Below are 21,002 nucleotides of genomic sequence, written 5' to 3' on the forward strand. Positions count from 1 at the left end.
GAGCACGGAGATTGGCAGAGCACAGGACTGGCGGAGCGCGGGACCGGGATGGCGGACGGCCGGGTGCGGATGGCGCCCGGCCATTCCCGTCTATTTCTGTGCTTCCGCCGCGTCGGCCATCGCATTGGCGCCATCCTCGGGCGACATGTCCGGTGTCGCCACGAACTCGGTAATGGAGTCCATGATCGCGCCGCGCATCTTCTGCGGGATGGTCATGTTGTGCGCCATCGAGCGGACCAGCGTGCCGTCCTTGATCGAAGCCTGCAGATCCTTCTGCGAGAGCTGCTGGCACGGATTGAAGCCCTTCGACAGATCGATATCCAGGCGTGCAGGGATCGAGCCCTTGGCCTGGTTGAAGACCGTCTGGAAGTCGGGCGACAGGATCAGGCTGGCCAGCAGCTTCTGGCCGTCGATGTAATCCTGGTCCTTCTGCTTGAAGAACACGACCGAGTCCGAGTTGAGGATGAAGCCGGGTTTGCCCCAATCGGTCGGCGCCTGGGCGCAGACATAGTCGGTGCCTTCCTTGAAGCCGGCGGCGGTCAAAAGGCCGATCGTCCAGTCGCCCATGATGTGGAACGCCGCGTCGCCCTTGCCGACCAGCGCCGACATCGAATCCCAGTCGCGGCCGACCATGCCCGGATCCATGTATTTGCTCGTCATCAGGCGCATCTGCGTGAAGGCCTTGACCATTCCCGGGCTGCGCATGGACTCGACATCGCCTTCCACAAAGGCCTTACGGTAGAGATCGATGTCCTGGCCGTAGAGCACGACCTCGAACACCGTCGAATCCGTCCAGTCGGCGGTCGAATGCGAGATGCAGATCTTGCCTGTGGCGACGATCTTGTCGCAGGCGGCATTGAACTCGGCCCAGGTCTTGGGCATTTCCGCCACGCCGGCCGCCTGCATGACCTTGGGCGAGGCCCAGAGCCAGTTGATGCGGTGGATGTTCATGGGCGCGGCGACCCATTTGCCGGTCGGCTTCATCACCGGAAGCAATTCCGGCGCCACCACTTTCTCCCACCCTTCCGAGGCCGCCAACTCGTCGAGATCGGCGGTCATGCCGGTCTCGTTCCATTCGGCGATCTCGGGGCCCTTGAGCTGCACGGCAGGCGGGGCATTGCCGGCGATCACGTCGGCGCGCAGCTTGGCCAGCGTATTGGCGGTGTGGCCGGCGATCGAGGTCTGTTCCCATTTGCCGCCCTTGGCGGTGAACATCTCGCCGAGCTTGGCGATCGCCTGGGCGTCCGATCCGGTCGCCCACTGGTGCAAAAGGTTGGTCTTGGGTTCGGCGAAGGCTGTTCCGGCGAAAAATGTGCACGCAGCAGCGGCCGCAAGCGCGGTCATGACGGACTTCATCGTTTCACTCCCATATCGTGTTGCACGGTTCGTCTCGACCGCTTATGGCCGCGGTTTGAAGCCGCCGCCGGCGAGATGCGTCAATCTCGAGTTCTTTCCAAGATGACATATTGGAGCTATCAGTCAACGATGTTTATGTTGAGCCATGACAAAACCTTCGCTTAGAACCTGGCTGATCGACAGACCCTCCGCGTCGCCGGAGAGCATGATCGTGCGCTGCCTGAGCGAGCGCGGCGCACTCTCCGCGTTGCAGATCGCACGCGCCACCGGTCTGGCGCGCTCGACGGTGTCAACCGCGCTTAACGGCTTGAAAAGGTCTGGAATGGTGATCGAAGCCCCGACCAGCCGCGACGGCATCAGAGGCATCGGCAGGCCAGCCGCGGCGGTGACGCTCAATCCGACAGCGGGCACCTGCGTCGGCATTCACCTGGCTCTTCAGCAGATACGGCTCATCGTCGCCGATGTCTCGCATTCCGTCATTGCCGAACAAAATATTCCAATGGCGCTGGACTACCAGCCGCAACAGGCGGCCCAGGCGGTCAAATCGGCAATTGCCCAATCTTACAGGGAAAACGGTCTGCCGGTGGCGGGGCTCCTGGGGGTTGGTGTCTCCGTCTCCGGCCCTGTCAGCCGCGATGGAGTGGTGCTGCGCGCAAGCATGGTTCCAACATGGGCCGGCGTCAACATACGAGATGTGTTCGGACCCGTCCTGGAACAGCCGATCTTCGCCGACAACGAGAGCAACTGCGCGGCCATTGCCGAGCTGATGTGGGGCGCGGCCGTAGGCCAGGACGATTTCGTCCTGTTCAAGATCGATCTGGGTGTCGGCGGCGCCATAGTCCAGCATGGCCGGCTGGTGACGGGCGTCGCCGGCGGCGCTGGCGAATTCGGGCACATCAGCATCGATCCCGGCGGCGACCTTTGCCGCTGCGGCAATCGCGGATGCCTGGAGCTCTACGCGAGTTTTGCCCGGCCGCTGGAACAGATTTCGCGTGTCGTTGGGCGGCAAGTCACCATGGACGATGTCATCGCCATGGCCGAGCAGGGCGACGTCAGGGCGTTGCGGATGATCGAGGATACCGCCGAGATCGCCGGCCGGGGTCTCGGCCTGATCGGCTCGGTGCTCAATCCGCCGCTTATCATCATCGGCGGCCACATGGCTTTGGCAGGGGACATTCTGTTGACGCCGCTGATCGCGTCCTATGAACGCCACACGCTGATCAAGTCCCGGGATGTCGCTCCCGCCCTGCGCACGCGCATCATCGTTGGCAAGCACACCGAGAACGATGCCTTGCTGGGCGCGGTCGGCCTCGTTTTGAGACACCAGACGAAGGAACTGTCGCTGGGGTGATCGTCAGGACCAGCCTGTGCTTGTTCAAGTCAATTGCATGTGTCCGCAGCCTTGAGCGCTTCGGCGCGGGACGATTTGGGCAAATCCGCGATCCGCCGGACAGAAGCGTAAAACCTTGGATAGTCACCCGAACACAGGTCGAACAAGCGAAGAAAGGCCGGAACCTGTTCACCGTAGACGGCAGTCGCGGCGAGCTTTGCGTTGTTGATCGGGGCATCGAACCAGGCGTCGTATCCACGGTATCCCGCCCAGTGCCTGTCGCGCATCCGCCGGTAGCGCGCCCGCAACCGGTCGATGGTTGCTGCCTTGGCGGCCGCCATCTTTTCCGGGGTGCGGGGACTACCATAGACCTGCCTTAGCTCGTCGCGCGTCCTCGCCACCAGCCCGAGAAAATCGGCGCTGCGCTTGCGATCGGCTTCGTAGCGGCGCAATCCGGCCCGATCGCCGGCGGCGCGGAGCCATTTCCTGACGCCGCTGGTTTCGACGGCTACGGCGAACGCCTCATTGAATGCGGAATCGCCATCCACATAGAGGCGCTGATGCGCCAGCTCATGAAAAACAAGGCTTGCGAGATAGGTGTCGTCCTGATGCAGCATGGTGCTCAGCAGCGGGTCACTCGACCAGCCAAGCGTGGAATAGGCGGTGACGCCCGAGACATAGACGTCGAGGCCTTGTCTTTGAAGCTCGACAGCGCTTTCAGCCGCGGATTTCCGGGAGAAATAACCCCGGTATGGAACGCAGCCGAAAACCGGAAAGCACCATGTTCGTGGCGCAAGCGAGAATTGCGGCGCGGCAAAAACGGCCCAGGTCACGGCGTCGCGATGGATGTCGACATAGCTGCGGTAGCTGCTGTTCTCGGGCAGTGCCAGTTCATCTGTCGCAAACCGTCTTATGGCGCTGGCCGACGTCAATTTGGCGCGCAATGCCTCAGGCGTCGAAGGATCACGGATGATTTTTCCAATATTTTTGCGGGCGGCCATGATCTGCGCGTGACCCTGCAACGACTGCGCGTAGTAGGAAATGCTCGTGCAGCCGGTCGCCCCGGACGCGATGATCGCCGCGGCAAGCATCCGAAGAACGCGCTTCACTGTTTGCCCACCCTGCCCATCTCCCTATGCAGCAAACGTCCTGGTCACCCTCAAACAGGAGGCACCGGTTTCCGTCAAGAGCTGCAGGGGCAGGGGGCGACACCGACCTGGGCAGGGCAAGGCGGGCATTCGCCTAGGATTGACGAAAGTCCACCGCAGGGCGGAGCGGGCGAGATACGGACCGTCCGTTGGGACGCCGTTCCCCCAAGCTGCCGCGCGCTACTGGTCCGAAAACCTCACGCTCACGCCGCGCTGGCGAAAATAAGCCTGCATCAACTTACGGCCGGAGCGGTTGTTCTGCGCCAATTTTGCCGGATCGAACACCGCCTGTTTTGCGCCCTCTCGTGTCAGCGCAGCCTTGAGCGTCGCGATATGGGCGTCGATGTCGGCATTGTCCGCCCGCAGCGAGGCATAGATACTTTCGGTCGCTTCGGCCACAGTCGGTTCGCTCACAGATGTCGTCCTTTGGTTGGTTGGGCGGCGGCTTTACCACAGATTTGCGGCTCCGACGATATCGACTGAACCGTCAGAGCACAGCGCCCAGGGCGCAAAACCGCAAAACGTATGTATTCGGCCCTGCTAAACATTGCCCGGCAGGCGAATGGGTCTAACTATCGCTAGGAAACGGGGGGAATCAGGTGGCTGCCAATCGTCGAAACGACATCTCATCGTCCGAGCGGGGGCTAGGACGGATTCTTGCGGCAGGCAATGCCCATCCGCGCACAGCTCTGCCTACCGTGGCAACCATCGTCACGACAGTAGCTGCGCTGTATTTCGGTCGTGAGGTGTTCCTTCCCATTGCCATCGCGCTGCTTTTGACCTTTGCGCTGGTGCCGATGGTCTCCGCACTGAAGCGTGTCGGCTTGCCTCGGCTGCCCGCAGTGCTTCTGAGCGTGATTGGCGCATTCGCGGCCCTGGGCCTGTTCAGCTTCATTGTTGCGACCCAGGTAAGCGAGCTTGCTCAGAACATTTCCGTCTACCAGACAAACATTCTGACGAAGGTACGTTCCCTCAAGGAGACGGGCGTTGGTGGCGGCATAATTGCCAGGCTGAGCGGGGTGATCGAGCGTGTCGGTCAGGAGATCGACAAGCAGGATGTGGCGCCGCCTGCGGCCGACAAGCCCCGGCGCGAGCCTGTTCCCGTCGAGATCGTCGCCCGCGAGAGACCTCTGGAGGTATTGCAGAACATCATCGGACCGTTGATCAGCCCGCTGGCATCAGCTGGCCTGATCATCATCGTCGTCATCTTCATGTTGCTTGAGCGCGAGGATCTGCGCGACCGGTTTATCCGCCTCGTCGGCTATGGCGACCTCCATCGCACAACGCAGGCATTGCAGGATGCCGGCAAACGGGTTGGCCGCTATCTGATCATGCAATTGGTGGTGAACATCGTCTACGCCATACCAATCGCAATTGGCCTTTGGGTGCTCGGCATTCCCAACGCGCTGCTGTGGGGGTTGCTGGCACTGGCGCTGCGCTTCGTTCCCTATATCGGCCCTGTTATCGGCATGCTGCTGCCCTTGTTTCTGGCCTTGGCGGTTGCGCCCGGCTGGTCGCTGGTGCTGTGGACCGCCGCACTGTTTGTCGTCATGGAATTGGTAACCGGCAACGTCATCGAACCGTGGCTCTATGGCTCGCGCACGGGACTTTCTCCTTTGGCAATCATCGTTGCGGCAATTTTCTGGACATGGTTGTGGGGGCCGCTCGGCCTGGTCCTTTCGACGCCGCTGACAGTTTGCCTCGTCGTCCTCGGGCGACATGTTCCGCAGTTCGAATTTCTCGACGTCCTGTTTGGCAACGAGCCCGTCCTTGAATCTCACGCCCGGCTCTATCAACGGCTCCTGGCCGGCGATCCCGACGAGGCCACTGACCATGCCGAGGAGATCCTCGAGGAGAAGTACCTGATCGATTTCTACGACACTGTCGCCATTCCTGCACTCCTGTTGGGCGAGCAGGACCGCATGCGTGGCGTGATGGGCGATCAACAGCGAAGGCAGGTGGCGGCGAGCGCCCAAATTCTTGTGGCAAATCTTGCCGACGATGCACAGGAAGAGGCAAGCGAGGAAGATGCGCCGACAACCACCGCGGAAGGGAGCGCGAGCAGGGAAACAGATGGCGTCGAAGAGGAAGAGATCGAGCTGCCCGACGGCAAGGACATGTCGGTGCTTTGTGCCGGCGGTCGCGGCGAACTCGACGATGCCGCTGCCGCCATGCTCGCTCAGGTGCTGGAGGTGCAAGGTGCTACGGTGGCGAAGGCCAGTTTTGTCGATATGGAGCCGGCAGGTATTCGTCGTCTCGAACTAGAGGCGATCGACACCGTCGTGGTCGGTTTCCTGAACCGGGATTCGCTCAAGCATGCCCGCTTTCTGGTCCGGAGACTGAAGCGCGCCAAGGCAGGTTTGAGAATTGGGATTGTGTTCTGGTCAGACGCGGAGCAGGGCGATGTCGGGCAAGAAAGGCAAGCTTTGGCCGCCGACATCAGCGCCGATTTCGTAGCGCACGGCATGGTCAACGCTGTGCTTGGCGCACTTTCTCCAGCGCCGGCCGTTCCCCTCAAAGTCGTTTCGAAACGCCGCGATCGACGCCGTCCGGCCCCTCGAAAACGGATCCCGGCCCAGGCAACGGCCGCAACAGCCTAGCCGCACCGCCATGTCTCAGATTGCCGCGCCGGCGCTGGAATGCCTGGTGCGACGGCAAGATCGTCCCCACTCGCAAACCATGGAACAATCTCGCGGCCTTGCGGTTCCTAACATCGAAGGAGAACCCCCATGCTTAGATTCCTTATCCGCCTCGGCGCGATCTACGCGGCGTTCCAGATCGGCCGAGAGTTCGGCCGCAAGGAGACCGAAATCATGCTCCTGCCGCCGCCCGTTGACTACGAGCGGCAACCGACGTCAAGAAACGAAACCGATTTCGGAGAGGCATAGGACCGGTCAATCTGTCTGGTCGATCTGGCCCATGCTGGCGCCGTCCCTGCGCGGGGCGCTTTATCGTACGAACGGACCCGGCCACTTGGCTGTTGCCAGGATCGTTTCTGGCAACGCAATAATTGAGCCGCTATCTCTGTCGCTCAAACGCGGCACAGCGAGGTTGACCGTGCGTCGAAGAATGAGTCTCAGATCCTGGCGTTGAGCCGATGGAGAAGGCATGATCAGCACGGGCAAGGACGAGCACAACCCTAAGAAAGTGGAAGGGAATGAAGCACTGGTGCTGTCAACTGCCAAAGAGACCGGCATCACCGAGGATCAAGCGCGCGACCTTGTTCGCCTGATCGGCACCGGCCGCAATTCGCTGCTCCGTGAGGCACGGCAGCTGCTCCGGCAGCGCCTGGCTAGTTTAGACCGAAGGTGCTCAGAGCACGGCTATCCCGTCGCCTTCTGCTGCCCGGCGGTCATCGCTTTGAGAGCCCGGACCACCTCTGCAGGTCCGGCGGGTTTCATCACTCTTACGCCGGACGAGAACGCTTCGGGGGTTTCCTCGAGCCCCAGGCCGGAATAGACGATGAAAGGAACCGCCCGCCCTGCCAAGGTTTTTGCCGCGTCAACAGCCTCGCCGTCCGACAACCTGACGTCCAGGATCGCTGCGGCGGGGGTATGGTCCGCAAGAAAACGTTTCGCCTGGGAACATGTCGCCGCCAATGCCACGGCAAAGCCCGCCTCCGAAAGAGTGGACTCCATATCCAGTGCTATCAAGGCTTCGTCGTCGACGACAAGGACCAAGGGTTTGCCCATGCGCGGATGATCGCACGTTTGTAGATGGAAGACGAGTCGAGGCTACGACCCTTTTAGGGTCCGGTTCCCGTACGCAGCGGGTCGAGACCGCGAGCAATGGGAACCAACTGATCCAAGCCGCATTATATTTGGTTGGACTGGACAAGGTGTTTGGGATGCATGAAGCAACACAGGCGAATGTTGTCGCCTTCGAAAACCCGGGGGTGTCCAGCAATGACGGTCTGGATTTCGATTACAAGGATTTCTTCGAAAACGGCGCCGTTGCCCTCCATCTGGTGAACGCAGACGGCGTAATCGTGCATGCCAACCAGGCTGAGCTCGACCTTCTCGGCTATCCCGCAGAGGACTACCTCGGTTGCCACATCGCCGAGTTCTATCCCGACCGGGACGTCATAGAGGACATTTTGGGTCGCCTTGCCAATGGCGAGAAGATCGTAAGATATCCGGCGCGATTGAGGGCCAGCGATGGATCGATCAAGCACGTCGAAGTCACCTCAAGCGGACATTTCCGGGACGGCAAGCTGATCAACACCCGGTGCTTCACGGTCGATGTAACCGACTTGGTGCACACCCGCTCGGAGCTCAGGCAGCATGACAGTACCTATCACCAGATACTCGACGGCCTACCCGTCGCCATCTACACGACCGATCAGGATGGGACGATCACCTACTACAACCGCGCCGCGGCCGATCTGGCAGGCAGGGAGCCTGAGGTCGGCAAGGATAAATGGTGTGTGACGTTCAAGCTGTTCAGTGCCGACGGCAAGGAATTGCCGCACGATGAATGCCCGATGGCCATCGCGCTCAAGGAGAACAGGCCGGTCCGCAATCAGCAAGCTGTTGCGCAGCGTCCCGATGGATCGTTTTTTCCGTTCCTGCCCTACCCGACACCGCTGCGGGACGAGCACGGCGCTCTGATTGGCGCCGTCAACATGCTGCTGGACCTGACGGACCGCCAGCGTGCCGAAGAAACCAGGCAGCACCTGTCAGCGATCGTGGAATCCTCATTTGACGCTATCGTCAGCAAGGATCTCAACACCATCATAAAAAGCTGGAACCACGGCGCCGAACGGCTTTTCGGCTATACCGCCGACGAAGCGATTGGCCGGTCGGTGACCATGCTGATCCCCGAAGACCATCAGGACGAGGAACCCCGCATCCTCCAACGCATTCGCCGCGGCGAGCGCGTCGAACCATTCGAAACGACCCGCCTGCGCAAGGATGGCAGCCTGGTTCCGGTTTCGCTGACGATATCGCCCGTGCGTAACGCAACCGGGCAGATCACCGGCGCATCGAAGATAGCGCGAGACATCACGTCGGCGAAGGAGAATGAATACCGCATCCGCATGCTGATGCGCGAGGTCAACCACCGGGTGAAAAACCAGTATTCGGTCATCCTGTCGATGATCCGGGAGACCAACAAGCGATCGGAGACGCCAAAACACTTTGAAACCCAGGTGCGCGAGCGCATCATGGCGTTGTCGCGATCTCACGACCTGCTTGTTTCGGCGGATTGGAAGGGTGCCACGATCAGCGACCTCTTGGCGGCCCAGGTCGAGCCTTTCCCGCGGGGGGATGTGATCGAAATGTCGGGCCCATCATTGGTGCTCAGTCCCAACGCAGTTCAGTATCTCGGGATTGCCTTCCACGAACTGGCGACCAACTCGGCCAAATACGGCGTGCTCTCAGGGGACAAGGGCCGGATTTCGGTCACATGGGGCATCACCGGTTCCGGTGCTTCGAGGCTCTTTCACCTCACCTGGGCCGAATCCGATGGTCCGCAGGTTCAGACTGTCGGACAAGGTGGCTTTGGAACCGTTGTGCTGAAGCGGGTTGCGCCCGCAGCGGTCAGTGGGCAAGGAATTCTCGAACACGGTCCGCATGGCATAACATGGAGCCTGGAAGCGCCTTTGGTTTCCGTGGCAGCTTCTGCCGACCATGAAGCTTAGAAGCAGGAAGCAGCCCTGCAACGAGCATTCGTCAATTGGAAGCCCTTGATGCGGCCTTTGCCGAGCGAAAACCCCGTTTCCGCTAAAGATCGCCAGAGCCATTGCTAAAGTCGGCAGAGCAAATCACCGGCAGAGGGCGCATTTCGTTGCACGGAACGGGACAGGACCGGCGTAGCCAGAGGCGAGGTAACTATGGACATCGACGAGTTCCGTGCGACCCTTCAGGGTGTAGAGCCCCCGGCGAATCTTGGGATGGCGCTCCACGCTCTATGGTGGGATAGACAGGGCGATTGGGAGCGGGCGCATGAGTGTGTGCAGGCCAACGAATCTGATCCGGCCTCTGTATGGGTTCATGCCTATCTGCACCGCAAAGAAGGCGACCTTTCTAATGCAGCCTACTGGTACCGCCGCGCCGGGCAGCCTGTGGCAACTGGCAAGCTAGACGCAGAGTGGGAGTCGATTACAGAATCACTTCTTGCAGGATAGTGAGGGTCGCCCAAGGGGCAGCCTAGCGCCTCATCGCCCCGTAGAGGCGAAACTCACCTCCGCCCGATGGGATCGGCTGGGCCCAGGAGGTCCGAACGTTTCCGCATAAATTCATGCAGCGAGATTGTTCTCGCGATTCCGTAAGGTCTCTGTTTAATAAGCTATATCTAATATTGACTATTTTCTGTCGCTCAAAAGTCGCAGACTTCATTTTACTGATCACCGTTAGCTTCTTGGTAGCTCTCACGACTATAAACTTCTTGCGGGCGAATAGCTTTCATGCTGCCTTCGCGCACTCAGGAATCAGGGAGCTTAGGCATGGCGGAGCGGATTGCGCGTGATGGGTTTTGGGTTTTGCATCTCGCGCGCTTGCCGCAAGTCGTGTCGCTTCGCTCCAGCACTTCCGCCTTGACGATCCTAACTGTTGCCCTTGCGCTGAGCGCCGCGCCGGCTCGGGCCGATGGCGGCAATGGTAGCAGCGCAGGCGCTGGACAAGGTGGCGTTGACGGCGCGCTCGCGAGTGCCACGGGTCAGAATGCCGCCAATGGCGCGACCGCTGGTGGCGGTGGTGGCGGCATTGACCTCACGACGGGTGACGGGGCGCCAGGAGGATCGGGAGCGGTAAGTGGGACAGCTAACAACCCAAATGGCGTTGCCGGTGCCACTGGTGCTACGGGTCTGGTCATCTCGACAGACGGGACCATTGCAACCAGCATCAGCGGCGGGGCCGGCGCTTTGGGCTCCCCTGGCACGAATGGCGTCGTCAGGAGCGGCGGCGGTGGCGGTGGCGGTGTGGGCGTCAGTGCCACGGCCGACGTTACAGTCAATGGCACGGGATCGGTGAGTGGTGGCACTGGCGGCCGAGGTGGGACCAATGGCAACAGCGGCAGCGGTGGTGGCGGCGTCGGCATATTCTCGTCCGCAAACGTGTTTGTAGAGGCGGGCGGCAGCGTTACCGGCGGCACGAGTCTCTCCACAATTGGGGTCCAAGCAGGTGGTGGCGGCGGCGCGGCTGCCATCGTCCTGATGGGCGGCGGGACAATCCAGAACAGCGGGAATCTGCTCGGGGGTGCCGGTGGAAGAACAGTTCTCGGCGGCGGTGGGGACGGTGGCGCCGCTGTTCTGCTGCTTTCAGGTGGAACCGTCATCAACAAGCTAGGTGCGACGATCGTTGGCGGCAGTGGCGGTCAGGGCTCCTTGGCAGGCGGCGATGGCGCCGCAGGGATCAAGGGCGCCAACATCGCGGTCATCAATGCGGGTACGATCAGCGGCGGTGCCGTCGGCACCGGTGGCGGAACGCCGGCAGCCGGCAAAGCCATCCAGTTCACCGGCGGCGTCAATTCGCTGGAGATTCAGGCCGGCTCCACCATCACAGGCAATGTGGTCGCTTTCAGCGCCGCGGATACATTCAAGCTGGGTGGCGATATCAGCGCCAGTTTCGGTGTGTCGCAGATCGGCGCTGGCGCCAAATATGACGGGTTTGGGTTCTACGAGAAAACCGGAAACAGCACCTGGACCCTAACGGGGACGACAACTGCCGTCACGCCTTGGACCTTGTCCGGCGGGATCCTGCAGATTTCGAACAATGACAATCTGGGCGCCCTCTCGGGCGGCTTGACCTTCGACGGCGGCACGTTGCGCACGACCACCAGCTTCGCCACCAATCGCAATGTCCTGATCAATTCGACCGGCGGGTTCGACACGGTGGCAGGCACGCAGTTGGACGTGTCAGGCCAGGTGACCGGCACCGGCACACTGGTCAAGAGCGGCGCCGGCACCCTCAACGTCACCAATTTGTCCAACAGCTATACCGGTGGCAACATCGTCAATGCAGGAACGCTTGCCGGCAACACCGTGGCGATCCGTGGCGACATCCTGGACAACGGCGCTGTCTCGTTTCTCGACCTCGGCCCCCACACCTTCGGCGGAAATATCTCCGGCTCGGGCAGCGTCGACATCGAAGGCTTCGGCACGCTGACGCTGACCGGTGCCAACACCCACAGCGGCGGCACCAAGGTCGGGACCGGCAAAAGCATCTCGGTCGCGTCGGACCAGAATCTGGGTGCCGCTACGGGCCTGCTGACACTCGACGGCGGCGAACTCGGCACGACAGCAAGCTTCGCCATGAGCCGCGATGTCAACCTCACTTCCGCCTATGGCTACTTCCGCGCGGCGGCGGGTACGACGCTGACCGCCAATGGCGAGCTGAGCGGCGTGGGCGGCGTCTACAAGGAGGGCGCCGGCACCCTGGTGCTCAAGGGCGACAGTACCTATTCCGGCCGCACCACCGTCGACAGCGGCAAGCTTATCGTCGAGGGCTCGCTCGGCAGCACCGAAACGACGGTCAACAGCGGCGGCACGCTGGGCGGCTCCGGCTCGATCGGCGGCGCGGTGATCGTCGCCGATGGCGGTGTGCTGGCGCCGGGGTCCAGCCCTGGCACGCTTACGGTCGGATCGCTCAGCCTGAGCTCCGGTTCTATGCTCGACTACGAGCTCGGCCAGGCGGGCATTGTCGGCGGCGGTGTCAACGACCTGATCGAGGTGACCGGCGCGCTGACGCTGGACGGCAGCCTCAACATCACCGATGTCGGCGGCTTCGGGCCTGGCGTCTACCGGCTAATCAATTATGGCGGCGCACTCACCGACAATGGTCTCGAGCTCGGCAATCTGCCGGCCGGTGTCACGGCCGCCGACCTGACGGTGCAGACCTCCGTCGCCAACCAGGTCAATCTCGTCAGCAGCGTCGGCACCGACTTGCTCTTCTGGGATGGTGACGCGGCCGGCAATGCCAACAATGATCTGGTCGACGGCGGCAACGGCACGTGGACGGCGACAAGCCTGAACTGGACGACGAGCACCGGCCTGGTAACTGGCGCGATGAAGCCGCAGCCCGGTTTCGCCATCTTCCAGACGCTTGGCGGCACCGTCATCGCCGACGGCAGCGCCGGCGCGCTGGAGGTTACCGGCATGCAATTCGCCGCCGATGGCTACCGCATCGAAGGCGACGCCATCACGCTTGATGGCGCTGGCGGCGAGAGCATCATTCGGGTCGGCGACGGCACGGTGGCCGGAGCAGGTTACACCGCCACCATCGCCTCCGTGCTAACCGGGACCAGCAGCCTGACCAAGACCGATGCGGGCACGCTGGTGCTGTCCGGCGCCAACACCTACACGGGCGGCACCACCGTCCTGGGCGGCGTGCTATCTGTTTCAGCCGACAACAATCTCGGCGTTGCCGCTGGCGGCCTGACGCTCTCCGGCGGGACGCTGCGCAACACAGCGGCGTTCAGCTCGGCGCGCGACGTCACGCTTTCGTCGGCCGGCGGCACCTTCGACACTGTGGCCGACCTGACCTTGTCCGGTGCGATCTCTGGCGCTGGCAGCCTTGCCAAGACCGGCGCAGGCACGCTGACGCTTACGGGAACGAACAGCTATGGCGGCAACACGTTGGTCAGCGCTGGCACGCTGGTCGGCGATGCAACCTCGATTCGTGGCGACATCGGCAATTCCGGCACTGTCGTGTTCGACCAGGCGGCGGACGCCAGCTTCGCCGGCGATATCTCCGGCACCGGCGCAATGATGAAGGATGGCGCCGGCGTGCTGACGCTGTCAGGCACGTCGCTGCTGGACTGGACCGTCAATCAAGGCGGCCTCGTCTCGGCAGCCGAGCGCTTAGGTGGCGATGTCGCGATCGGCGCCGGCGCCTCCTTCACATTCGACCAAGTCGCCTCCGCCAGCTATGCCGGCGTGCTCTCGGGCGCCGGTACGTTCATCAAGGACGGCCAAGGCACGCTGCTGCTTGCGTTGGACAACTCAGGCTTTACCGGCGCCACTACGGTCAGCGGCGGCACGCTTGCCGCGGGCGCTGCGAACGCGTTCAGTTCCTCCTCGCAGTTTTCCGTCGCCTCGGGCGCCACGCTCGATCTTGCCGGCACGTCCCAGACGATTGCGGGGCTGAGCAACGCCGGAACGGTGCGCATCGCGGGTGGCGTCCCAGGCGACACACTTACCGTAAGCGGCGACTATGTCGGCAATAGCGGCGCCGTCGTTCTCAACGCTGCGCTCGGTGGTGACGGTTCGCCGACAGACATGCTGGTGATCGCCGGCAACACGTCAGGGACGGGTACCCTTCAGGTCGTCAATTTCGGCGGGTCGGGCGCCCAAACGGTCGGAGGCATCAAGATCGTCGACGTCGGCGGCGTCTCGAACGGCAGCTTCTCGCTCGACGGCAATTATACCTTCGAAGGCGATGCAGCGGTCGTCGCGGGCGCCTACGCATACAGGCTCTACAAGAACGGCGTCAGCACGCCGGCCGATGGCGATTGGTATCTGCGCTCGGCCCTGGTCAACGGCGATCCCGATCCGCAGCCGCTCTATTCGCCCGGCGTGCCGCTGTACGAGGCCTATGAAGGGGTGCTGCAGGCCTTCAATGAACTGGGCACCATGCAGCAACGCATCGGCAATCGGTGGTGGGGCGAGGGTGCTACGCCGCAAGGTGCGGACCTGCCAGGCCAGGGCGCGGTCGACGGCAAGGCGATATGGGCGCGCATCGAAGCTGCCCATGCCGAGATCAAGCCGGAGACGTCGACCTCCGGCACGAACTATGACGTGACCACCTGGAAGCTGCAGGCCGGCGTCGATGGCCTGCTGCACGAAAGCGAAGCCGGTACCCTGATCGGAGGGATTACGGCCCACTACGGAACCGCGTCGTCGGACGTGTCCTCGATCTTCGGGGCAGGGTCGATCGCTGCCACCGGCTACGGCGTCGGCAGCACGCTCACCTGGTTCGGCAGCGGTGGCTTCTACGTCGACGCGCAGGCTGAGGCGACATGGTATGACAGTGACATCCGGTCGGCCACGCTAGGCACCACGCTTGCGGACGGCAACAACGGTTTCGGCTACGGGCTGAGCATCGAGACCGGACAGAAGATCGCCCTCAACGGCAACTGGTCGCTGACGCCGCAGGCCCAGCTTGCCTATTCGTCGGTCGACTTCGACACGTTCACCGACCCGTTTGGCGCCGTCGTGTCGCCCGGCAGCAGCAACAGCCTCGTTGGCCGCCTCGGCCTCTCCGCGGACTATGAAGACCAGTGGGTGGACGATGCCGGGCAAGTAAGCCGCACCCACATTTACGGGCTCGGCAACCTTTACTACGACTTCCTCGACGGAAATGATGTCGATGTCTCTGGCACGAAGCTGGTCAGCGAAAATCAGGCGCTATGGGGCGGTGTCGGCCTCGGTGGCTCGCTGAGCTGGGCGGACGGCCGCTACGCCGTCTTCGGAGAAGGGACAGCGCGGACAAGCCTCAAGGATTTTGGCGATAGCCACGCCCTGGGCGCCAAGCTCGGGTTCGCTGTGAAATGGTAGCGGCGATCGAGATGGACATGTCGACCTTGGCTTGAGCGTCGTGTCCGGCACGGTTATGGATCCGGACTTGCGGGCCACCCGGCTCGTCGGCCCTCGGACGTTTCCTTACCGGCTGCCGGCATCAAATACCAGGCTCGCAGCCGGGGCATCCTGGCGCTCGATCACAGGGATGCCAGCGCGCTGGACATGCGTTCCAGTCCTTGGCGCAACAGAGGACGCGGGCAGCCGACATTCAGGCGGATGAAGCCTTCGCCGCCAGGCCCATAGACGCGGCCATCGTAGAGATTAACCCCGGCCCGAACTGCTGCTGCGGGTAGCCGGTTGATGAACTTGCCAGCCGAAAGCGTTTGCGCAAGGCAAAACAGCCGGTCGGCCCCGCGCCTCTTTCCCCTACGCAAGAGGTGCGGGCGATGTCGCGGGCTTCAGTCCTTGTGCGGGACGATATAGCGACGGCTCACCGAATCCGCCCCTGTGCCCCGCGTGACGACAATGGTCCTGTATCCCGCGGGAACGGAACCTGTAGCCATCGGATCGATTAAACGGCATCGACCGACAATCTCTCCGTTGGGCGCGTCCGCGAGCCTCCTCGCTAGCGTCAACTGGCATGTGTCAAGGGATCCGAAAACGGCCGGTGATGTACCGAGTGGTTCGCAGACTCCCTGGCCGGGGCTGCAAGAAAGCAAAACTAGCACAGCAGCCGTTACCGGATCCATTTTTGAAGCTCCCTCCGCGAATGAGCCTCAACGCGCTATGTCGCAGTTTGTTTCATTAAGCCCGGTTGTGCCGAGCCCGGCCAGCAGGGGCAGGAAGCCATGCCCACTATATCGCGCTGCCGGAATCGCCAGACGCCGGCAGCAACCAGCGAGATGACAAGGCGCGGATGTAGAGCGGGACGAAGCTTATATCAGTGGTGGGTCTTTCGATCCGCCAGCGTAAGCGCTTCGTCTATTTGTTGGCGCAGGCGGGTGAGGTCGTCCAACCGAAAATCAAGCGGCAGTTCCGCTCCACTCTCCAATCGGAGAAAGATGGCTACAGTGCCGTCCTCTTTCATGGCCAGTTGAGTGCTCGTTATAGAAATGCCCTGCAGTTTTGGTGTCATTTCGGCAGGAAGAGTGGCGACGAGCTTTCCCATCTCGGCCGAGAGGGCAGCAATTGCCAAAGGAACACATTGTGCGGAGAAATCGAGTTGGAATCTCTTTGTGTCGATTGATCCAAATGTGACCGACACCGTGCCTAAGGCGGCGTCGATCCCAGATGCTAAAACTACATCCAGAACCGGAGCCTTCATAACCGTGTCCGCCATGGCGTTCCCCCGCTTTGTTGAATCGCAGCAAATCATCATCCCTGCGCCGGCACAAGGACACGCCCAACGCTCCCCGCCAACCATGGGATCTACGCCTTGTCGACAAGTCGCGTCTTCCGCTTCGGCGCTACGTAGCTCTCCACTAAGCGAGCGTGGAAATTCGAACTCGGCGCAATGATAACCCACAAAGACCAAATCTTGCCGTCTATGGTTATGGGAGGGGTTAGGACCAGCAAGGTCCGCGGGATTTGCGGCGTGCGATCCTTCATGAACGTGGATCCCAATCGGGATAGATCTTGGCGGACAGCCTAAAGCCGATTGATGACGAGGCATGGGCGCATTGCATTCTGACTCCGGAGATGGTTGCGAAGCTCTCCGCCTAACCGCTCCGCATCGCAAACGACAGAACCCCGCCAAGTGTGGGGTTTTGTTGTGGCAGGCGGGCGGAACCGGAACGCTCTTAAACCGTTTAAAGCCCATAAGGGACGGCAACGGAAAGATAGAAGATCATGAATAAGATTGTATCGGGTATGCTGGCGGCCACGCTGTCAGTTTCGTTCGCGGCCACCGCCGCTGTGCCTGCAGGTGCAGCGCAAATGTTCACGCCGCAGGCGCCTTCGGCGTCGTCCGATGTGCAGGCGGTGGACTACAAGCCGTGGATGAAGCATCGCGGCGATCGCAATTCCTCGCGCTACAACAATGACGGCCCCTACTGGAACGGCCATCGCGGCTCGCGCCATTACCGACACGGCTATCGCCGCCACGGCGATTTCTGGTTCCCCGCCGGAGCATTCATTGCCGGCGCCCTGATTACCGGCGCGCTCAACAACAACCATCGCGTCTACCGGGGTGGCGATTCGCATGTGCAGTGGTGCTACGATCATTACCGTAGCTACCGCGCCTCGGACAACACCTACCAGCCGAACTACGGCCCTCGTCGGGAGTGCAATTCTCCCTACTGAGATTTTTGACCGAAATGAGAACCCCGCTTCGGCGGGGTTTTTCTTTGTGTGAGGCGTGACGGCGAATTAGGGTTACGAGACCCGACATCGCTGTGAGGGACAAACAAATGCTCCGCCGCCACGAGACTCAAGATATCCGGCTGGGCAAGGTTCCGGAGAGTTGCTACCGTCGAGTTTCCTCGGTTATGGCAGATCGATAAATAGTCAAAAAATACAATAAAATCAACGGCGATGGCGGAGAGAGCGGGATTCGAACCCGCGTTACGGTCTCCCGTAAACACACTTTCCAGGCGTGCGCCTTCAACCACTCGGCCACCTCTCCGTCCTTGCATTCGCGCCGGCCGGTTTTGCCACGCGGGTTGGGGAGATGCATCCCTTTGGGATTTGCGGGAAGACCCGCTTGATGGACACCGCCAACCAGCGGATGCCCTTCCCGGCGCCCGTCAATCAAACAGGCGCGGGGCTCATCTAGTCGATCCGGCGCCGAATGCCAAGCCATAACGGCAGTCTATTCGCTTTGCCGGCCACGCATCGTTTCGCGGGGCGTTGAACGCCTCCGCTTCTAAGGCGCTTCGGTTCTGAATGGTGTGCACGGGCAAGGCGGCAGGGCCGGCCGTGCTTGACTTCGCCCCTCGCCACCTGTCGAGTGCGGCGGAGGCTTTGCGGGGGCAACGTCCAGACATGACATCGAGCAATGAACAGCCGGCCAGCGGAACGCCGGCCGGAGGCATGCCAGGCGGGCTGACGCCCGCAGGGCGTCCGGACAGCGGGCTGTCCTTCGTGCCCGTGGTCTGGCTCCTCTTCGTCATGGCATGGTCGGTCTACTGGCTGGTCTCGGCGCGGTGGCTGTTCGAGAGTTCCGGCCTGCCGGACAGGGTCTTCTATTTCGTGCTTGGCGGACTGGCCTTCGACATCGTCACCATCGTGTGGGGGCTTTATCTGCTCGGCCTCGCCTTCAGCCGTTCCGCGCGCTTTCCGCGTCATTTCACCATCTGGCAGATCACCACCATCGCCTGGCGGCTGGCCGAGCAGGTCTATGCGCTGACCGTGCCCGATTTCACCGTCTCCGCCAGGGAGCTTGCGATCGCCGCCACGGAAATCGTCATCGGCCTGTTTTGCATTTACCTGCTGCGCCGCCGCGACGAGGCCAAGGCCTTTTATGCAAGGCCGGAAGCGCAGGCACCGTCAGCCTTTAGTTCGATCGTCGCCGCGCTGGCCGGCATCACCCTCGGCGCCGTCGTCGGCGCCGTCGCCGGCTTCGCGCTCGGCGCGGGGATCGCCGAAGCCACCGACATCAGCTGTTTCGAAGGCGGCTGCGGCTACTTCGCGGTGTTCATCGGCCTTGCCGGGCTGGTGGTCGGGGCCATTGGCGGCGGCGTCCTCGGCGTCTGGCTCGTCCATCGGCGGAGCCGAAAGGTGGCCATATAGGCGGGCGATAGGCTTCAAATTCGCGTATGGCGATTGCACGCCGGGCGTGCGCATTCTATTCCTCGCCTTTGACCGGAAGGTCCTCGGGAGGAACTTGAGGATCGGGGAAGATTTCGATGTTGCGTTTTTTGTTTCGCCTCGCGGCCATGATCGCACTCTCGGTCGCCGTCATCATGGCCGTGCTCGACGCGACGCGCTCGGTGGCGGCTTCCACATTGGTCATGACGCCGCTGAATTCGAGCTGGCTGGCGGTTTCGCCCGACACCCGCGCGGCCTTCGAGACCTTCGTGCGCGCCAAGGTCAATCCGATGATATGGGATGGCGGCATCGCCTGGGTGCTTGCCCAGCCGGGGTTTGCCGTGTTCGCGGTGCTTGCCTTCATCCTCTATGCGGTCGGCTACCGGCGCCGGCGGCGCGGCGGAGAATTCGCGCCGGGCTGATGGGTTGTCCCAGCGGACTTGCGACGACAACGCGGCAATCGTCCACAGCTGTCACCGCATTGGGCATGTTTTTCCAACGGGGGGCATGCTTTTCCAAAAGGTCAAAATTCCGCGTGAATTTTGTTTCGGGCCGTGCCAGATTGCCTTGAGCGGGAGGGGAGTACACTCCTGGCTGATGCCGCATGCCTGCCGGAGAACCGGGCAGGCGGGCGGCGCGTAACGGAAAAAAATAACCGACAGGGTGTGGATCACATGAAACGTATCGTTCTCGGCCTCCTGGCCGCAACCGCAATGGTTCTTCCGGCTTTCGCCGCGGATGTCCAGCCGGCCATCCTCTACGATCTCGGCGGCAAGTTCGACAAATCCTTCAACGAGGCTGCCTATCACGGCGCCGAAAAGTTCAAGACCGAGACCGGCACCGCCTATGTCGAGTTCGAAGTGTCGAACGCCTCGCAACGCGAGCAGGCGCTGCGCCGCTTCGCCGAAGACGGCCGCAACCCGATCGTCATGGCCGGCTTTGCCTGGGAAGATGCGCTGAAGGTGGTCGCGAAGGAATATCCCGATCTCAACTTCGCCATCATCGACGATGCCGTCGATATGCCCAATGTCCGTTCGCTTGTGTTCAAGGAAAACGAAGGCTCCTATCTCGTCGGCATCCTGGCGGCGATGGCCTCGAAGTCCAAGAAGGTCTCCTTCATCGGCGGCATGGACATTCCGCTGATCCGCAAGTTCGAATGCGGCTATGTCGGCGGCGCCAAGGCGGCCGGTGCGACCGATGTCATCCAGAACATGACCGGTGACACGCCCGCGGCGTGGAACGATCCGGCCAAGGGCGGCGAGATCGCCAAGACGCAGATCGACCAGGGCTCCGACGTGGTCTATGCCGCGGCCGGCGGCACCGGCGTCGGCGTGCTGCAGGCGGCGGCGGATGCCGGCAAGCTCGGCATCGGCGTCGATTCCAACCAGAACGGCCTGCAGCCCGGCAAGGTGCTGACCTCGATGCTGAAGCGCGTCGACGTGGCCGTCTACACCGCCTTCATGGACGGCAAGAACGGCACCTTCAAAGGCGGCCTGCAAAATCTCGGCCTCAAGGAAGGCGGTGTCGACTACGCCATGGACGACAACAACAAGGCGCTGGTCACCGACGAGATGAAGGCTGCCGTCGAAAAGGCCAAGGCCGACATCATCGCCGGCACGATCCAGGTGCACGACTACACCGCCGACAACGCCTGCCCGTATTGATTGGTAAGCGCTGAGGTTTGGAACCGCCGGGTGAAAGCCCGGCGGTTTTGTTTGAGGGCTTTAAAGGACGTTGAGGATTGGCGGAGGTCCCGGCGACGTCCGATCTCCCCCCTTGCGGGGGAGATGCCTGGCAAGGCAGAGGGGGGTGCTGTCCCTCGGCCTAACAGCCAATTACGGTTCATTCTGGAGCCATTCAAGGTTGGCGATCCTTCACACCCCCCTCTGGCCTGCCGGCCATCTCCCCCGCAAGGGGGGAGATCGGCAGTTCCGGCGTTGCGGGTCCTTCTTCGCAAGAATCC

General features: G+C 62.1%; 16 protein-coding genes and 1 tRNA gene. 11 read left to right on the forward strand and 6 right to left on the reverse strand.

Annotated elements, in window-relative coordinates:
- Positions 1 to 90: 90 nt before the first annotated feature.
- Positions 91 to 1,356: an ABC transporter substrate-binding protein gene (locus tag NKJ57_RS01260; protein ID WP_023710878.1), complete on the reverse strand. Its 1,266-nt coding sequence runs from the start codon at positions 1,354 to 1,356 to the stop codon at positions 91 to 93.
- 145 nt (positions 1,357 to 1,501) lie between these two features.
- On the opposite strand from NKJ57_RS01260, the gene NKJ57_RS01265 reads away from it, so the two are divergent.
- Positions 1,502 to 2,707, forward strand: a complete 1,206-nt coding sequence (locus NKJ57_RS01265; RefSeq protein ID WP_023747087.1) for an ROK family transcriptional regulator — start codon at positions 1,502 to 1,504, stop codon at positions 2,705 to 2,707.
- A 29-nt stretch (positions 2,708 to 2,736) separates the two neighbouring features.
- Here the strand turns inward: NKJ57_RS01265 and NKJ57_RS01270 are convergent, their stop codons facing one another.
- Both NKJ57_RS01270 and NKJ57_RS01275 read right to left on the reverse strand, forming a co-directional pair.
- A complete protein-coding gene (locus NKJ57_RS01270; protein ID WP_031245934.1) occupies positions 2,737 to 3,777 on the reverse strand; it encodes an aminopeptidase in 1,041 nt (346 codons plus the stop codon).
- Between the two features lie 237 nt (positions 3,778 to 4,014).
- Positions 4,015 to 4,248, reverse strand: coding sequence for a hypothetical protein (locus tag NKJ57_RS01275; RefSeq protein WP_023671105.1), 234 nt, complete (start codon positions 4,246 to 4,248; stop codon positions 4,015 to 4,017).
- 185 nt (positions 4,249 to 4,433) lie between these two features.
- Here NKJ57_RS01275 and NKJ57_RS01280 point away from each other — a divergent pair, with 185 nt between their 5' ends.
- Positions 4,434 to 6,434: an AI-2E family transporter gene (locus NKJ57_RS01280; protein ID WP_352498865.1), complete on the forward strand. Its 2,001-nt coding sequence runs from the start codon at positions 4,434 to 4,436 to the stop codon at positions 6,432 to 6,434.
- A gap of 129 nt (positions 6,435 to 6,563) precedes the next feature.
- A complete protein-coding gene (locus NKJ57_RS01285; protein ID WP_023671107.1) occupies positions 6,564 to 6,722 on the forward strand; it encodes a hypothetical protein in 159 nt (52 codons plus the stop codon).
- 435 nt (positions 6,723 to 7,157) lie between these two features.
- Here the strand turns inward: NKJ57_RS01285 and NKJ57_RS01290 are convergent, their stop codons facing one another.
- Complete coding sequence (locus tag NKJ57_RS01290) at positions 7,158 to 7,526, reverse strand: response regulator (protein WP_023671108.1); 369 nt, start codon at positions 7,524 to 7,526, stop codon at positions 7,158 to 7,160.
- 155 nt (positions 7,527 to 7,681) lie between these two features.
- On the opposite strand from NKJ57_RS01290, the gene NKJ57_RS01295 reads away from it, so the two are divergent.
- The 4 genes from NKJ57_RS01295 (at position 7,682) to NKJ57_RS01310 (ending at position 15,328) form a co-directional block, all read left to right on the forward strand.
- Positions 7,682 to 9,475 (forward strand): PAS domain S-box protein, encoded by a 1,794-nt coding sequence (locus NKJ57_RS01295; RefSeq protein WP_023683170.1) that lies wholly within the window; start codon positions 7,682 to 7,684, stop codon positions 9,473 to 9,475.
- Between the two features lie 192 nt (positions 9,476 to 9,667).
- The gene (locus NKJ57_RS01300; RefSeq protein WP_023704064.1) at positions 9,668 to 9,961 is read left to right on the forward strand and encodes a hypothetical protein; all 294 of its coding nucleotides are present in this window, start codon (positions 9,668 to 9,670) and stop codon (positions 9,959 to 9,961) included.
- A 469-nt stretch (positions 9,962 to 10,430) separates the two neighbouring features.
- Complete coding sequence (locus tag NKJ57_RS01305; protein ID WP_156033724.1) at positions 10,431 to 10,586, forward strand: hypothetical protein; 156 nt, start codon at positions 10,431 to 10,433, stop codon at positions 10,584 to 10,586.
- Between the two features lie 110 nt (positions 10,587 to 10,696).
- Positions 10,697 to 15,328, forward strand: a complete 4,632-nt coding sequence (locus NKJ57_RS01310) for an autotransporter outer membrane beta-barrel domain-containing protein (protein ID WP_352510351.1) — start codon at positions 10,697 to 10,699, stop codon at positions 15,326 to 15,328.
- 904 nt (positions 15,329 to 16,232) lie between these two features.
- On the opposite strand, the gene NKJ57_RS01315 is transcribed toward NKJ57_RS01310, so the two are convergent.
- The gene (locus tag NKJ57_RS01315; RefSeq protein WP_023740898.1) at positions 16,233 to 16,631 is read right to left on the reverse strand and encodes a hypothetical protein; all 399 of its coding nucleotides are present in this window, start codon (positions 16,629 to 16,631) and stop codon (positions 16,233 to 16,235) included.
- Between the two features lie 509 nt (positions 16,632 to 17,140).
- Here NKJ57_RS01315 and NKJ57_RS01320 point away from each other — a divergent pair.
- On the forward strand, positions 17,141 to 17,593 hold the full coding sequence (locus NKJ57_RS01320; protein WP_023740899.1) for a BA14K family protein: 453 nt from the start codon (positions 17,141 to 17,143) through the stop codon (positions 17,591 to 17,593).
- Between the two features lie 232 nt (positions 17,594 to 17,825).
- Here NKJ57_RS01320 and NKJ57_RS01325 read toward each other — a convergent pair.
- Positions 17,826 to 17,915: transfer RNA gene (locus tag NKJ57_RS01325), tRNA-Ser, on the reverse strand.
- A 359-nt stretch (positions 17,916 to 18,274) separates the two neighbouring features.
- On the opposite strand from NKJ57_RS01325, the gene NKJ57_RS01330 reads away from it, so the two are divergent.
- From NKJ57_RS01330 to NKJ57_RS01340, 3 genes are all read left to right on the forward strand, one after another.
- Positions 18,275 to 19,021, forward strand: a complete 747-nt coding sequence (locus NKJ57_RS01330) for a hypothetical protein (RefSeq protein ID WP_023733527.1) — start codon at positions 18,275 to 18,277, stop codon at positions 19,019 to 19,021.
- 116 nt (positions 19,022 to 19,137) lie between these two features.
- Positions 19,138 to 19,461 carry a hypothetical protein gene (locus tag NKJ57_RS01335; RefSeq protein ID WP_023733526.1) on the forward strand — a complete coding sequence of 108 codons (324 nt, stop codon included), beginning with the start codon at positions 19,138 to 19,140 and terminating at the stop codon, positions 19,459 to 19,461.
- A gap of 252 nt (positions 19,462 to 19,713) precedes the next feature.
- The gene (locus tag NKJ57_RS01340; protein ID WP_023683177.1) at positions 19,714 to 20,703 is read left to right on the forward strand and encodes a BMP family lipoprotein; all 990 of its coding nucleotides are present in this window, start codon (positions 19,714 to 19,716) and stop codon (positions 20,701 to 20,703) included.
- The last annotated feature ends 299 nt before the right edge of the window (positions 20,704 to 21,002 follow it).

Source organism: Mesorhizobium sp. M0077 (genome assembly GCF_040322955.1).
Lineage (GTDB): Bacteria > Pseudomonadota > Alphaproteobacteria > Rhizobiales > Rhizobiaceae > Mesorhizobium.

Excerpts from the sequence above, each read along its gene's own strand:
- NKJ57_RS01315 (WP_023740898.1), bottom strand. The coding sequence starts at position 16,631 with ATGGCGGACACGGTTATGAAGGCTCCGGTTCTGGATGTAGTTTTAGCA.
- NKJ57_RS01320 (WP_023740899.1), top strand. The coding sequence starts at position 17,141 with ATGAATAAGATTGTATCGGGTATGCTGGCGGCCACGCTGTCAGTTTCG.
- NKJ57_RS01290 (WP_023671108.1), bottom strand. The coding sequence starts at position 7,526 with ATGGGCAAACCCTTGGTCCTTGTCGTCGACGACGAAGCCTTGATAGCA.
- NKJ57_RS01340 (WP_023683177.1), top strand. The coding sequence starts at position 19,714 with ATGAAACGTATCGTTCTCGGCCTCCTGGCCGCAACCGCAATGGTTCTT.
- NKJ57_RS01300 (WP_023704064.1), top strand. The coding sequence starts at position 9,668 with ATGGACATCGACGAGTTCCGTGCGACCCTTCAGGGTGTAGAGCCCCCG.
- NKJ57_RS01270 (WP_031245934.1), bottom strand. The coding sequence starts at position 3,777 with ATGCTTGCCGCGGCGATCATCGCGTCCGGGGCGACCGGCTGCACGAGC.
- NKJ57_RS01285 (WP_023671107.1), top strand. The coding sequence starts at position 6,564 with ATGCTTAGATTCCTTATCCGCCTCGGCGCGATCTACGCGGCGTTCCAG.
- NKJ57_RS01330 (WP_023733527.1), top strand. The coding sequence starts at position 18,275 with ATGACATCGAGCAATGAACAGCCGGCCAGCGGAACGCCGGCCGGAGGC.
- NKJ57_RS01295 (WP_023683170.1), top strand. The coding sequence starts at position 7,682 with ATGCATGAAGCAACACAGGCGAATGTTGTCGCCTTCGAAAACCCGGGG.
- NKJ57_RS01260 (WP_023710878.1), bottom strand. The coding sequence starts at position 1,356 with ATGAAGTCCGTCATGACCGCGCTTGCGGCCGCTGCTGCGTGCACATTT.
- NKJ57_RS01335 (WP_023733526.1), top strand. The coding sequence starts at position 19,138 with ATGTTGCGTTTTTTGTTTCGCCTCGCGGCCATGATCGCACTCTCGGTC.
- NKJ57_RS01265 (WP_023747087.1), top strand. The coding sequence starts at position 1,502 with ATGACAAAACCTTCGCTTAGAACCTGGCTGATCGACAGACCCTCCGCG.
- NKJ57_RS01305 (WP_156033724.1), top strand. The coding sequence starts at position 10,431 with ATGGTAGCAGCGCAGGCGCTGGACAAGGTGGCGTTGACGGCGCGCTCG.